Genomic DNA, 12735 nt, shown 5'->3' with positions numbered 1-12735 from the left:
ACCAACCTGGCTAGGGGAAAGTGCAACAAGAACGCACGCAGTACGTCGCCGCTCGAATTCATCGCTGAGGCTCAGTAGGTGCGGAGAGCGCTTGGGTTTTTCCCTGCCTACAGCCTATAGGTATTTAAAAAGGAGTTGACAAAGGTTGAATTTCGTAGAGCTAGTTTTAAAAAAGCAAAAACAAGGTACTGCTCAATTATGCCTCGGTCGAGGGGGCTTCTTGAGCCTACTAATTACAATTAATAACAATTGGATTAATGATTAAATTAATATTAAGTAGTTAATGAAGAATGCCGGTGAGAGATCCTCCTCCTGAGCGATGTCTCCAGACAAACAGTAATTTAATTTCTACTCTAGAATAGTTAAAGTTTTGCATCATCCGCTGTCTATTTGTACTTTTGTGCGCTCGGAGTCGCTGGCACAGTCCTTACGCGATTCATTGTGCAGCCAATCCCCCAAAGAAGCGATCGCCATAGAACATCGCTATCTTCTAAACCAGATATCGTCCTTACCGGAGTTGTTTGACTGGGTTGAGCAGTACAAGCAACAAATTGATTGTTTGGTTTTACAAGAAGACTCATCGTTGCGCCCCCTCGTCAATCGTTTATACGAACAAGGCATACTGCTGCCAGTTGTGATTTTATCCGGGGTAGCGGACGAAGCCAGTCAGGGATCGACCACCCTAGAGGGGCAAAATCCCCCCCGTACCGCCCCGAATTCTACCCAAGCCTTGGAGACTTACATCTACCACCCTGGGGAAGTTTATGTAGCTGCAACCGAAGCGGACAAGATCGCGCGGTTGATTGAACGGGCGATCGCTCAGTTTCTTACTCTTGCTCCCACCTGTCTCCTGCCAGATCGCTCCATCACCGTCGATCCCATCACCGAGTTGCATACTCAAAATTTTCTCATGCTACAGCAGCGACGGCTGTCTGAAAAACTTAAGGAGCGATTAGGATACTTGGGTGTGTACTATAAGCGAAATCCACAGTCTTTTTTCCGCTATCTATCCCGAACGGAGAAGCAAGAACTTTTACAGCAACTACGGGCAGAATACCGCAAAATTGTTCTCAGTTACTTTTCCACAGAGAGTACACTGAATCAAATAATCGACCAATTTGTGACAACGGCTTTTTTTGCCGATCTCTCTGTTTCTCAAATTGTTGAAATTCACATGGAATTAATGGATGATTTTTCCAAAAAACTGAAATTAGAGGGGCGGAGTGAAGAAGTCTTACTGGACTATCGATTGACTTTAATTGATGTCATTGCTCACTTGTGCGAAATGTATCGCCGTTCCATTCCTAGAGAGTCATGAGCCTACGCTTTAAGCGATTCATTTAAAGCAGACTCCGAAAAAAACCTTAGACTTTAGACAATCCCGATTTCCCACTCCAAAACTCTTACCCTAATCCCTAAGCTATGAGTGCGCTAAAGAAAACTTATGTTCTCAAGCTCTACGTTGCTGGAAATACTAGCAATTCTGTACGAGCTTTGACAACACTCAAAAATATCCTCGAACACGAGTTTCAAGGTGTCTACGCTCTCAAAGTGATCGATGTTCTCAAAAATCCGCAACTGGCAGAGGAAGATAAAATATTAGCCACACCCACCTTAGCAAAAGTATTACCGCCTCCAGTCCGCAAAATCATTGGGGATCTTTCTGATCGGGAAAAAGTCTTGGTAGGGCTAGATATTCTCTATGAAGAACTTGCTGAAGCCGAAGCGGATTTATAAACTTTAATTCGGACTGGAGACTTTAGACTTTAAACTGTTGTAGGTTTCCTAGCCCGTTTCTGCAAGTAGAGCCAATTTTTGCGACGGAAGAGCGATGAGTAAAACTAATCCGATTGAGCCACAAGCCGAATTGGCTCCGGTGGGAGTACAAAAAATCCGGACGATGATTGAAGGCTTCGATGATATTAGTCATGGAGGCTTACCTTTAGGGAGAACTACCTTATTCAGTGGTACTTCTGGAACTGGCAAGACATTATTTGCCGTTCAATTTCTTTATCATGGAATTGCCTATTTTGATGAGCCTGGGGTATTTGTTACCTTTGAAGAATCTCCTACCGATATCATCAAAAATGCCTCCAGTTTTGGTTGGGATCTGCAACGCTTAATTGATGAAGGAAAGTTATTTATTCTGGATGCTTCACCCGATCCGGAAGGGCAGGAAGTCGTCGGGAACTTTGACCTTTCCGCCCTAATTGAGCGGATTCAGTACGCCATTCGTAAATACAAAGCTAAGCGGGTTTCTATCGATTCTGTCACCGCTGTTTTTCAGCAATATGATGCTGCTTCTGTGGTACGAAGAGAAATTTTTCGCTTAGTAGCTCGCCTCAAACAAATTGGCGTCACTACGGTGATGACGACGGAACGGCTCGAAGAATATGGCCCCGTGGCGCGGTTCGGAGTAGAAGAGTTTGTTTCCGATAACGTGGCAATTGTCCGCAACGTTTTGGAAGGAGAACGCCGTCGTCGCACGATTGAAATTCTTAAACTTCGTGGCACCACTCACATGAAAGGGGAATACCCTTTCACCATGACCAATAATGGCATCAATATTTTCCCGCTAGGAGCGATGCGGCTTACCCAGCGTTCTTCTAATGTCCGGGTGTCTTCGGGTGTCAAAACCCTCGACGAAATGTGTGGAGGTGGATTTTTTAAAGATTCTATCATTCTGACAACAGGTGCCACGGGTACTGGCAAAACGCTTTTAGTCAGCAAATTTTTGCAAGTTGCCTGTACGAACAACGAACGTGCCATTTTGTTTGCCTACGAAGAATCTCGTGCCCAACTGTCTCGCAACGCCTACTCTTGGGGCATTGATTTTGAGGAGATGGAACAAAAAGGATTGCTGAGAATCCTTTGCACCTATCCAGAGTCGGCTGGGTTAGAAGACCACTTGCAGATGATTAAGTCGGAAATTGCTGAATTCAAGCCGTCTCGCATTGCCATTGATTCGCTTTCGGCATTAGCTCGAGGCGTCAGCAACAACGCCTTCCGGCAGTTTGTGATTGGGGTTACAGGTTATGCCAAGCAAGAGGAAATCACTGGCTTTTTTACCAATACCACAGACCACTTTATGGGTTCCCACTCGATTACGGATTCCCATATTTCCACCATTACAGACACGATTTTGATGCTGCAATATGTGGAAATTCGCGGTGAAATGTCCCGCGCTATCAATGTCTTTAAAATGCGGGGTTCGTGGCATGAAAAAGGCATCCGCGAGTACACGATTAGTGATGCAGGAGCTGAAATTAAGGATTCGTTCCGGAATTACGAACGAATTATCAGTGGTTCTCCTACTCGGATTGCGGTTGATGAAAAGAGCGAACTCTCCCGAATTGTCAGAGGGATGAGGGAAAACACTGACGATACAGAAATCTAATACTGCTTTCAGCATCTGGAATCGGTAACGACTCTATCTTTAGGCTTATATCCGAAGATATACGGATATAAGCATTTTCTCACCCACAACCCGGAGTGCGGTCATTTTTCCTAATTTGGAAACAGATTGAAAACGGTTAAATCGCCTAGAAGCCTTGATTTTACGAGAAAATCCAGAATTTATTGTCTTGAGAATTTCAGTCTTCTTTACAGAAACTTTATACTTCTGCGGTCAGCTCTCTTTTTATTTAAAGCTTAAGTAAAGATAAGCTCTCAGCCATAGCAATATTTTTGAAGGAAAGATTAAATATAAAGAACATCAGTCCGGATATTTACGGAGTTACCCGAATCTTTAAGGCTGGGGTACTGAAGAATACAAAATAGTCGCTTTCATCCAACCACAGCCTAGGGGAGGAGATTGAGTCAAATGCCGACCTTAAAAAAATCTCAACTTCAGTTAAACAATTTTCAACTGCTCAATGAGATATTTTTCCCGAAAAACTATGAAGCTGATTCCAGATTGAATCTGAAGCAAATCTGGGAGAAAGCTGCACTGCAATGGGAACAAACTACCCCTTCTCAAAAAACTCCTAAAGAAATTTGGGAGAATATTCCGACAGGCAAACATTTTGATTCGATTTTGGATCTGGGTTGTGGATATGGCAGACATGCTGCCTATCTTTCAAAACAAAAAAAAATTACCTGCAATCGGTATTACGGAATAGATATTTCCGAAAATATGCTGCGTCGGATGTTGACCTTTCATAAGGCATACAATTTATTCTCTTCATCGGATTTTTCTTTGATTTGTATGCCAATGGGTCAGTTGCCCTTTGAGGACAATTCAATAGAATTTGTAATCTCAAGTAGTGTTTTTCTTCACCTAGAAAAACAACAACTCAGCAAGAACCTGGCAGAAATTGCTCGTGTCATCAAGCCAGGGGGAGTCTTTATTTTTGAGGATTTATTTTACAACCGATACTGTCCGGCAAATATTCTGGATAACGTTTTGAGGAAAGTCAGGAAATCCGGACTCAATTTAGCCGATTTAAAGCAATACTCGTTGCGGGAAATCAACTGGCTGCTGAAAAATTCCCAACTCTCGCAAAAATGCCCCCAATACACGATAAAACCCCATAAATCTGCCCTGCTACCAGAACAACTGAGGGGAGTTGATATTTCTGCTTCGCCAGATATCGAGCGGGAAGTGAATCCTTCCAAATTTTTAAAAGGGATTTTGGCGAGTGGTTATTGCGTTTACTCGAAAGGTTAAAGTTTAAAGGCTAAAGAAGAGACGCGATCGCGCCTCTTCTTTTTAGGGCTTTTGTCGATTGACTAATTAAATGTCATTTTGACAAATTATTTGTCACAGATAAATCAAAGCCTGTAACCATCACTATACAAGGGTTACAGGCTATTTTACTATCTTTACCCTCATTTGGAGTCAATTGACAAATTAAGTGTCTAATCTCTGGAAATTGCCAAATTAGTTGTCCAAGTTCGGAAATGAGGATTTTTATCATCTTTGACAGATTGTTTGTCGCTATCAGTATAATTGTACTATGTTGCAATTAAACAGTATTGTTGAAAGATGACGGCAGATAACCATGATGCCTCTGCAATTGTGACCGAACTCTCGCATGAGGCGAAACTGAAGCTAGACATTATTGAGAGTTTGCTGGAACCGTGCGATCGCCAAACTTACGGGCAACGACTCAAAGAAGCTGCCAAGAAACTTGGCAAATCAGTAAGAACGGTGCAGCGATTGGTAGAAAAGTGGCAAGCAGAAGGTTTACTAGCCTTAACTGGCACAGAGAGGGCAGATAAAGGCAAGCATCGCATTTCTCAAGAGTGGCAAGACTTTATTATCAAAACCTACCGTGAGGGGAATAAGGGTGGTAAGCGGATCTCCCGCAAGCAGGTTGCTTTAAGGGTTGAAGTTAGAGCTAAGGAATTAAGAGAAGCGGATTATCCGAATTACCGCACGGTTTATCGAGTATTACAGCCCTTGATTGAAGCGCAAGAGCAAAAGAAAGGGGTTCGTAGTCCAGGGTGGCGAGGTTCACAGTTATCGGTTAAAACCCGCACAGGTGACGATATTTCAGTGGAGTACAGCAACCATGTGTGGCAGTGTGACCATACTTGGGTCGATGCGCTGGTGGTTGATATAGAGGGAGAAATTATAGGTCGCCCCTGGTTAACGACAGTAATTGATACTTACTCACGCTGCATTCTGGGCATTCGCGTGGGGTTTGATGCGCCAAGTTCTCAAGTAGTAGCGTTGGCGTTGCGTCATGCGATGTTACCCAAAAACTATGGGGCTGAGTATGGGTTGCATTGCCAGTGGGGAACGTATGGCAAACCAGAATACTTATTTACAGATGGCGGCAAAGATTTTCGCTCGGAACACTTAAAGCAAATTGGCGTACAGTTAGGTTTTAGTTGTATTCTACGCGATCGCCCTAGTGAAGGTGGTGTGGTTGAGCGTCCGTTTGGGACTCTGAATACAGAGTTATTTGCAGGATTACCTGGATATGTTGGCTCAAATGTACAGCAACGTCCAGAACAAGCAGAAAAGGAAGCTTGTTTAACTCTGCGGGAATTGGAAAAGTTAATTGTCCGCTACATCGTAGATAGCTATAACCAACGGATAGATAAGCGCATGGGAGATCAGACGCGCTATCAGCGTTGGGAAGCAGGTTTGTTAGCAACGCCAGATTTAATTGGTGAGCGAGATTTAGATATTTGTTTGATGAAGCAGACCAATCGCTCAATTTACCGAGAGGGTTATATCCGCTTTGAGAATTTGATGTATCAAGGAGAGAAGTTAGCGGGATATGCGGGGGAACGGGTGGTTTTGCGCTATGACCCTAGAGATATTACCAGTGTGCTGGTTTATCAACGGCAAAAAAATAAAGAAATATTATTAGCTAGGGCGTATGCCACTGGATTGGAGACAGAACAAATATCGTTGGAAGAAGTTAAGACAAGTAATCAGAAGATTCGGGAAAAAGGGAAAACCATCAGTAATCATTCGATTTTGGAGGAAGTAAGAGACAGAGATATTTTTGTTGCCAAGAAAAAGACCAAGAAGGAACGACAGAAGGAAGAACAAAAACAATTACACTCTGCTGTCTTGAAATCCAAGCCTGTTGAGGTTGAACCAGAACCAGAGATTGAAGATACGCCAGTACCGAAAAAGAAACCAAGGGTATTGAATTATGACCAGTTAAAAGAGGATTATGGGTGGTAATCATGGCAGAAAATAAAGCTCAATCTGTCGCCGAACAATTAGGAGAAATTAAGTCGCTAGATGCCAAATTACAAGCGGAAATTGAACGATTAAGAGGCAAAAGCGTTGTGGAGTTGGAGCAAGTTAGCAAACTCCATGATTGGTTAGAAGGGAAAAGGCGATCGCGTCAATCTTGTAGAGTTGTCGGGGAGTCGCGGACAGGAAAAACTGTAGCTTGTGATTCTTATAGATTAAGGCACAGACCAATTCAAGAAGTAGGAAAACCGCCGATTGTGCCTGTAGTGTATATTCAACCTCCACAAGAATGTACTTCAGGCGAATTATTTCGGGTGATTATTGAGCATCTGAAATACAAAATGGTTAAGGGAACGGTGGGAGAAATTCGTAGTCGGACACTACAGGTTCTTAAACGCTGCGGTGTAGAAATGTTGATTATTGATGAGGCGGATCGGTTAAAGCCCAAGACTTTCGCTGATGTGCGGGATATTTTTGATAATTTGGGTATTTCTGTGGTTTTGGTAGGAACAGATCGCCTTGATACCGTGATTAAGCGTGATGAACAGGTTCATAACCGTTTCCGTGCTTCTTATCGTTTTGGCAAGTTGCAGGGGAATGAGTTTCAAGAAACTGTAGAGATTTGGGAACAAGATGTATTGCGTTTACCTGTACCGTCAAATCTGGGTACTAAGCAAATGTTGAAGATTTTAGGCGAAGCAACGGGTGGTTATATCGGGTTGATGGATATGATTTTGCGGGAAGCGGGAATTAGAGCTTTAGAGAAGGGATTGATGAAGATCGATCAGGCAACTTTGCAACAGGTAGCACAGGAATATAAGTGATGGATCAGATTCAACCTTGGTTGTTTGCGATCGCACCACTAGAAGGCGAGAGTTTAAGTCATTTTCTAGGGCGTTTTCGACGGGAAAATAATTTATCTACTTCAAGGTTAGGGAAAGAGGCAGGAATCGGTGCTGTTGTAGCACGATGGGAAAAATTCTATCTCAATCCGTTTCCATCGCGCAGGGAGTTGGAAGCGTTGGCGAAGGTGGTTCAGGTGGATGCGGATCTCTTGTGGGAGATGTTACCGCCTGAAGGGGTGGGGATGAAGCACGAACCAATTCGTTTGTGTGGGGCGTGTTATGGTGAGTCCCCTTGTCACAAGATTGAGTGGCAGTTTAAGACAACACAGGGATGCGATCGCCACCAGCTAAGTTTACTTTCAGAATGTCCCAACTGTGGGGCAAGGTTTAAAATTCCGGCTTTGTGGGCAGATGGATGGTGTCAGCGTTGTTTTACAACTTTTGCAGAAATGGGAAAAATGCAAAAGGGTAAAAGAAACAGTCTGTGATGATTTACCATAACTGCATAATTTTTGTAGAAAACTAATTTAGCTCACTTACCTTCATCAGAGACAACACGAATAGCTTCTTGGATTGATTCGAGGGCGCTACGGATTTCAGCTTTGAGTGCTTTGGCTTGCGTCTGAATTGCGTCAGCGTTAGTCCGTAAATTAGTTAGGTAAGTATTAATTTTGGTAATACAGTCTAATGCCGTTTCAATTCGCTGTATCTGCGCCTCTATAGCACCGCAATCCAGTTGAGACGAATAATTTTGTTGACTCGCTAATTGTTGGCGAATAATCAAAAACTGAATGGCGACAGTTAGCATTTCGTGGCTAGTTGCTACCCATTGACCGTATTCGCATTCGCCTACCGCCCAATTGCCAATCTCTTGAGCCAAACCATCGCGAGAACGGCTCAAGAAAATAGCAGCGTTGGTTTGACGTTGAGCCATTGCCTGAGTTAGTTGTCGAGCGATTCTTTGTCTGCCCCAACGCTGCGATTCCCTGTCTCTGACTTCAATCACAATGGAGATTGGTGTAGGAATCAGCGAGTTGGGAGTCAGTTTAATGACAATATCACCAGATTCTTTATCATTACCGACATAATAAACTTCCGCATTACTAAATTTTGACCAGTTTTGCAGTTCAGCTACTACAGACTCCTCGTAGGTAATACCTTTAGCGATTGTCTGTTGAAGAACTGATTCGGCTACTTCTCGTTCGCGAAATTGTTGAGTCAGTTTGTCTACTTCGGTAGTCAGAGGTTTGATTGATTCACTAACGACAGTTTTGATAACTTTAGCTAAAGTGCCATTTTCAGCAGTGACGCTTTTGAGGGTGGTTGTGAATACGCCTTGAATTGAGTCACTGCGTTTGGGGTCTAAGAAGGTTTTGAGATTTTTGAGAGTGCTGCCCAAAACAGAAGATTCTTTAGTAGGGTCTATATCATTAGACAGCAAGGTTTTGACATCATTCAATCGCGATGTGAGGACAGTTGATGCTAGATTAATTTGAGCATTGATTGGCGCTAACACTTGACCTTCAGCCGTACCAATTTTACTAACTAATTCTTTCTGAACAGTTTTCGGAATAACGGTGACAGCGCGACTGACTTCAGCCATTAATAACTCAATCTGCCTTTTGACAAATTCGGTATCTTGGCTGGTTTGGGTTCTTTCTAGGCAAAATATACCCACCTCAAATGCTCGAATACAAGCTTGTTCGTATTCTTCTTCTGGTAATCTTTGCAGGTAGCTTACTGCATCTGGGCTTACTATCTCTAAGTCGCAAATCAATATGGTATTATCGCAAATCTCAATTGGAGGAAGAGATTGATTGTCGTAATACTTGGGAATCCGGTTCATTGAACTAAGAGCATATTTATTAAATTACTTGCACTGTAGTACCAAATTTTTATGGAGGTCAACTCTCTGCTAAAAAGTTTTGTCAAATTGCAAAACTTAGTTAGCTAAAGTTCTTTTCTCATTGCTTGCCATTGTTCTATTAATGGGTAAACTAGATCGCTATTCTCCAGTAGCATATCGGTTACAGCCATAATGCGCTGATAGGGTTTACCAGTTTCTCTACGGCTGGCTTGTCCGGCTAACCAGTGATAAGTGGTGGATTTAGAGATTTGACAGATTTGCGCTAGTTCTTGATAACCCAAACCCCATCGAAAGCTGAACTCACTAGGAGACATAAACATCTGGTTGTGTAGTTCTAGCAATTGTTGCCGTTTTTGAGCTTGAGGATCGTCAGGCATCGTAGCCCCTCATTGCTTCTAGTTCTAGTTGACTTAAAGGTTGGATATCGTCTTTAAAGGCAAAGTCGCAATTAGTGATGTGGTAGGAAGAGCTTTTCTCATCCAGCCAGACTAGATAGTGTCGTCTGGCGGCAAGACAACTGGCTTCGTGCGTGTGGAGGACACCGATGATAAGACCAAAATCTCTGTTGAGAACTTGATGCCAGTAAACCCATTCACCCAATTGGCATTGGAGTTGGGGAATGCGTTCTGGGAAAACCTCTGGTAAAGCGAAGGGTGGAGCCTGGGTAGCGTTAGACATAGGAACTTGCTTGTCTGAGGCTGTATTACTTCCCCCTTATAACACTTATAGTGTGCAGAAACTCACTGATAATAGATGGATTTAGCTGCGGTACTCGTTCAGTATTGTTTTGTGACACAAAACAACAACACTATTGAGTACCGCTTTGGCAAAGCTATTAGGCGGCGAAGGCGAGAACTAGATTTATCCCAAGAAGAACTGGCTGAAAGAGCTGAGCTTCACCGCAATTACGTCTCAGGCATCGAAACGGGAACTCGCAATCCCTCGCTGAAAAATATTGAGAAGCTGGCAAAAGCGCTGGATATATCTATTGCTCGTTTGTTCACTGATTACGGTGTTGAGGTAGAAGGTGAGCAAGAAAATCTTTCTTGACCTGGCAAGCTTTAGGACTACAACACTCATCCAGTCTGGACTTTAGCTTACTTATTAGCGATGTGTTAGTGCCGATTGCAATTCCCAAGCCTGTCTTGTCCCTGCCAGGAATCCAGCACAGTTTGTCGCCGTACAGTAGTGGCAATCTCTGTGTCTAAAATCGGTGGAAGGCGATCGCATCCAACAATTACAGCAGCAGATTGAGGTGTGGCAAGCATTGCTGGAAAAGTTGGCAGGGGATGAATGAGCGATCACACTCAGCAGGCTACAGGCGATCGCTTTTACTTCTCACACATTCCTAAAGGTCATAACTTGACCCCTTCTAAGCTAACCAGCGTTTGGGATCACAAGAGTCAGGAACATCTGCTATGTACTGAAGCTGAGCCAATTGCTCTGTTTACTCCGGATAATGTCCACTACAGGCTAAGCCATCAAGCTTAACGAGTAAAAATACTCAAAAAGCTTTCAGACAAATATCGCGCCTCCCTTAATGAAGAGGGTGCGATTCATCATCCCTATGGCTTTGCTTCAGGTGGAGTTTCGGTTGAGGGAAGCTCCTTGGTGTCTGGGTATTGCTCCATCGCCTCATATCTGTTTGTGGCTGACTGGTCTTCTTCGTTGTTCTCGTCTTCGTCTTCGAGCAGGTAGTACACAGCTCCCAAAGCAACGACCCCTGCTAGAACTGGTGCATACTGGGGAAAGGTCAGGAAAATCACGATGATTTCCAGGATTGTTTTGACTGCCTCTAAGATTCCCATGATCGGCTTACTTTATAGTTCTACACTTTCATCAAAATCGGCGACTGTCGGAATGAGTGTCGCTCCGACAAAAGTCCGACAAAAAACCGACATGAGGAAAGCCACTGCCAGAAGATGAGCGATGTCGCTTAAGGTTGCGCTAGAGTACATCGGCAGAGCTAAGTTAGCCTATAAACGCAGTGGTTTTCCCAGCCAGCAGCGTTTGGCTGAAGCTTTGGGAATACACAGAGAAACTGTAAGCAAATTTCTCAATGGCAAGCCTATTAGTTATCTGAATTTTGAGGAAATTTGCCAAAAATTAGGGCTAGACCTAGAAGAGATTGCTGATTTTGGGACTCAAGAGGATGAGAGTTCAGAACCGCCTGTTAGGATTGATTCTCTCCAAGAGCGGCTGCTTGGTTATGCGGGACTCTCAGATACTCAATCCACGCCTGATGAAGTAGAACCCATATCAGCTCAAACATCTCCTTTTCTTTTTGAGCAAATTCTCCAGATTGACTTTAGAGAGCAGTCTCGGCTATTCAAACAAGTTATTCAATCACATCGAACCGCAGGGTTTCTGATTCACGGTGAGCCTTGCTGTGGACAGCAATTTTTGGTTAATCGGCTTTTGCGATTAAAGCGGGGGTGGCAGAATCACTCTCCAATCAAAATTGATGTGAGCTATAGCGGCGTGGGAAGGAGTATCCCTAACTTATGGCGAGAACTCACGCCTTGGTTTAGTCTGCCGAGAGATGCTCGACCAAGCGAGATTATGGATCGGGTTTGCGATCGCTGGCAGACTCAGGATGTCATTTTTATTTTTTACACGGTGGACTATATGCTGCCAGGGATGCTTTCGGCATGGCTTCAGGAGTTCTGGGAACCGCTTGTGGCAAGGGCAACAGAAAATATGCCCAAATGCGAAACGCATCTGTTGATGTTTCTGGTTGATTATTGCGGCAGCGTTTGTCAAACAAGTGTCAGGCTAGCAGAGCAATGCGAGCATCCGGAGTATCCCCGCCTTCCCCTGTGCTTGCCGCCAGCTAGTCCGTTTCCACTGGATGCGCTCGATGAGTGGATAGACAATCTGAGTATATCGAGCCAAGTGCAGATACCTGCTGGGTTGACTTCCCGAATCCTGTTAGAAAGGTCAAGTAACGGTGTTCCCCAATTTGTCTATGAAGAAATTTGCAAGCACTGCGGTCTTAGTTGGGAAGGAGTATTGGCAAAATGGTTAGATTAGCAACCCCACTTGCTGCCAGTGGCAAGCCATTCTACACTGGCAAGCCAATCTCACAGGAGGAGTGTGAGAAGGACGGACTCGTTCCTTACTTGCCATCGAAAGAACTGGTTAATGCCGTCAACCTAGCTATCTTTCTGGAGAAACGCCCTTTGTTGCTCAAGGGTGAGCCTGGATGCGGTAAAACGCGGTTAGCTCAAGCTGTCGCTTATGAGCTAGGGCGTGTCATCAATTAGATAAGCTAGAGCAAGAGAGAGAAGAAAAGGCTGAGCAATGACACGACGGTATGCCCTGCGCGATGACCAATGGGAGCGGCTCAAAGACTTGTT

At 43.9% G+C, this 12735-nt stretch carries 15 protein-coding genes and 1 pseudogene; 11 read left to right on the top strand and 5 right to left on the bottom strand.

Annotation, left to right across the window (positions count from 1 at the left end; genetic code table 11):
* Window positions 1-370 precede the first annotated feature (370 nt).
* The 7 genes from NDI34_RS17655 (at window position 371) to NDI34_RS17625 (ending at window position 7997) form a co-directional block, all read left to right on the top strand.
* Entirely contained in the window at window positions 371-1318 is a 948-nt protein-coding gene (locus NDI34_RS17655) for a circadian clock protein KaiA (RefSeq protein WP_348233329.1), read from the top strand.
* Window positions 1319-1422: 104 nt separating this feature from the next.
* A complete protein-coding gene (gene kaiB, locus NDI34_RS17650) occupies window positions 1423-1737 on the top strand; it encodes a circadian clock protein KaiB (protein ID WP_190415941.1) in 315 nt (104 codons plus the stop codon).
* Between the two features lie 94 nt (window positions 1738-1831).
* Complete coding sequence (gene kaiC, locus NDI34_RS17645) at window positions 1832-3397, top strand: circadian clock protein KaiC (RefSeq protein WP_190415940.1); 1566 nt, start codon at window positions 1832-1834, stop codon at window positions 3395-3397.
* A gap of 426 nt (window positions 3398-3823) precedes the next feature.
* Window positions 3824-4669: a class I SAM-dependent methyltransferase gene (locus NDI34_RS17640; RefSeq protein WP_348233328.1), complete on the top strand. Its 846-nt coding sequence runs from the start codon at window positions 3824-3826 to the stop codon at window positions 4667-4669.
* Window positions 4670-4987: 318 nt separating this feature from the next.
* Complete coding sequence (locus NDI34_RS17635; protein ID WP_348233327.1) at window positions 4988-6649, top strand: Mu transposase C-terminal domain-containing protein; 1662 nt, start codon at window positions 4988-4990, stop codon at window positions 6647-6649.
* Window positions 6650-6651: 2 nt separating this feature from the next.
* Complete coding sequence (locus tag NDI34_RS17630; RefSeq protein ID WP_348233326.1) at window positions 6652-7488, top strand: TniB family NTP-binding protein; 837 nt, start codon at window positions 6652-6654, stop codon at window positions 7486-7488.
* Window positions 7488-7997 carry a TniQ family protein gene (locus NDI34_RS17625; protein ID WP_190529036.1) on the top strand — a complete coding sequence of 170 codons (510 nt, stop codon included), beginning with the start codon at window positions 7488-7490 and terminating at the stop codon, window positions 7995-7997. The genes NDI34_RS17630 and NDI34_RS17625 overlap by 1 nt, the downstream gene beginning before the upstream one ends.
* A gap of 44 nt (window positions 7998-8041) precedes the next feature.
* On the opposite strand, the gene NDI34_RS17620 is transcribed toward NDI34_RS17625, so the two are convergent.
* From NDI34_RS17620 to NDI34_RS17610, 3 genes are all read right to left on the bottom strand, one after another.
* Window positions 8042-9355, bottom strand: coding sequence for a hypothetical protein (locus NDI34_RS17620; RefSeq protein ID WP_348233325.1), 1314 nt, complete (start codon window positions 9353-9355; stop codon window positions 8042-8044).
* A 104-nt stretch (window positions 9356-9459) separates the two neighbouring features.
* Window positions 9460-9753, bottom strand: coding sequence for a helix-turn-helix domain-containing protein (locus NDI34_RS17615; RefSeq protein ID WP_348233324.1), 294 nt, complete (start codon window positions 9751-9753; stop codon window positions 9460-9462).
* Window positions 9746-10054, bottom strand: a complete 309-nt coding sequence (locus NDI34_RS17610) for a hypothetical protein (protein ID WP_348233323.1) — start codon at window positions 10052-10054, stop codon at window positions 9746-9748. Before NDI34_RS17610 ends, NDI34_RS17615 begins: the two co-directional genes overlap by 8 nt.
* A 111-nt stretch (window positions 10055-10165) precedes the next feature.
* On the opposite strand from NDI34_RS17610, the gene NDI34_RS17605 reads away from it, so the two are divergent.
* Window positions 10166-10426, top strand: coding sequence for a helix-turn-helix transcriptional regulator (locus tag NDI34_RS17605; RefSeq protein WP_348233322.1), 261 nt, complete (start codon window positions 10166-10168; stop codon window positions 10424-10426).
* 65 nt (window positions 10427-10491) lie between these two features.
* Here the strand turns inward: NDI34_RS17605 and NDI34_RS17600 are convergent, their stop codons facing one another.
* On the bottom strand, window positions 10492-10644 hold the full coding sequence (locus tag NDI34_RS17600) for a hypothetical protein (RefSeq protein WP_348233321.1): 153 nt from the start codon (window positions 10642-10644) through the stop codon (window positions 10492-10494).
* Between the two features lie 25 nt (window positions 10645-10669).
* Here NDI34_RS17600 and NDI34_RS17595 point away from each other — a divergent pair, with 25 nt between their 5' ends.
* Window positions 10670-10867, top strand: coding sequence for a hypothetical protein (locus NDI34_RS17595; protein ID WP_348233320.1), 198 nt, complete (start codon window positions 10670-10672; stop codon window positions 10865-10867).
* A gap of 74 nt (window positions 10868-10941) precedes the next feature.
* Here the strand turns inward: NDI34_RS17595 and NDI34_RS17590 are convergent, their stop codons facing one another.
* Window positions 10942-11184 carry a hypothetical protein gene (locus NDI34_RS17590; RefSeq protein WP_348233319.1) on the bottom strand — a complete coding sequence of 81 codons (243 nt, stop codon included), beginning with the start codon at window positions 11182-11184 and terminating at the stop codon, window positions 10942-10944.
* 121 nt (window positions 11185-11305) lie between these two features.
* Here NDI34_RS17590 and NDI34_RS17585 point away from each other — a divergent pair, with 121 nt between their 5' ends.
* Window positions 11306-12409 (top strand): helix-turn-helix domain-containing protein, encoded by a 1104-nt coding sequence (locus NDI34_RS17585; RefSeq protein ID WP_348233318.1) that lies wholly within the window; start codon window positions 11306-11308, stop codon window positions 12407-12409.
* Window positions 12397-12627, top strand: a pseudogene (locus NDI34_RS17580) (MoxR family ATPase); the annotation flags it as partial. The gene NDI34_RS17585 and the pseudogene NDI34_RS17580, both read left to right, overlap by 13 nt.
* Window positions 12628-12735 lie beyond the last annotated feature (108 nt).

This window comes from Trichocoleus sp. DQ-U1, assembly GCF_039961925.1.
Lineage (GTDB): Bacteria > Cyanobacteriota > Cyanobacteriia > Cyanobacteriales > FACHB-T130 > FACHB-T130.
This window is presented reverse-complemented; position numbering and strand designations above follow the sequence as displayed.

Excerpts from the sequence above, each read along its gene's own strand:
- kaiB (WP_190415941.1), top strand. The coding sequence starts at position 1,423 with ATGAGTGCGCTAAAGAAAACTTATGTTCTCAAGCTCTACGTTGCTGGA.
- kaiC (WP_190415940.1), top strand. The coding sequence starts at position 1,832 with ATGAGTAAAACTAATCCGATTGAGCCACAAGCCGAATTGGCTCCGGTG.
- NDI34_RS17640 (WP_348233328.1), top strand. The coding sequence starts at position 3,824 with ATGCCGACCTTAAAAAAATCTCAACTTCAGTTAAACAATTTTCAACTG.
- NDI34_RS17635 (WP_348233327.1), top strand. The coding sequence starts at position 4,988 with ATGACGGCAGATAACCATGATGCCTCTGCAATTGTGACCGAACTCTCG.
- NDI34_RS17630 (WP_348233326.1), top strand. The coding sequence starts at position 6,652 with ATGGCAGAAAATAAAGCTCAATCTGTCGCCGAACAATTAGGAGAAATT.
- NDI34_RS17625 (WP_190529036.1), top strand. The coding sequence starts at position 7,488 with ATGGATCAGATTCAACCTTGGTTGTTTGCGATCGCACCACTAGAAGGC.
- NDI34_RS17620 (WP_348233325.1), bottom strand. The coding sequence starts at position 9,355 with ATGAACCGGATTCCCAAGTATTACGACAATCAATCTCTTCCTCCAATT.
- NDI34_RS17615 (WP_348233324.1), bottom strand. The coding sequence starts at position 9,753 with ATGCCTGACGATCCTCAAGCTCAAAAACGGCAACAATTGCTAGAACTA.
- NDI34_RS17610 (WP_348233323.1), bottom strand. The coding sequence starts at position 10,054 with ATGTCTAACGCTACCCAGGCTCCACCCTTCGCTTTACCAGAGGTTTTC.
- NDI34_RS17600 (WP_348233321.1), bottom strand. The coding sequence starts at position 10,644 with ATGCTTGCCACACCTCAATCTGCTGCTGTAATTGTTGGATGCGATCGC.
- NDI34_RS17595 (WP_348233320.1), top strand. The coding sequence starts at position 10,670 with ATGAGCGATCACACTCAGCAGGCTACAGGCGATCGCTTTTACTTCTCA.
- NDI34_RS17590 (WP_348233319.1), bottom strand. The coding sequence starts at position 11,184 with ATGGGAATCTTAGAGGCAGTCAAAACAATCCTGGAAATCATCGTGATT.
- NDI34_RS17585 (WP_348233318.1), top strand. The coding sequence starts at position 11,306 with ATGTCGCTTAAGGTTGCGCTAGAGTACATCGGCAGAGCTAAGTTAGCC.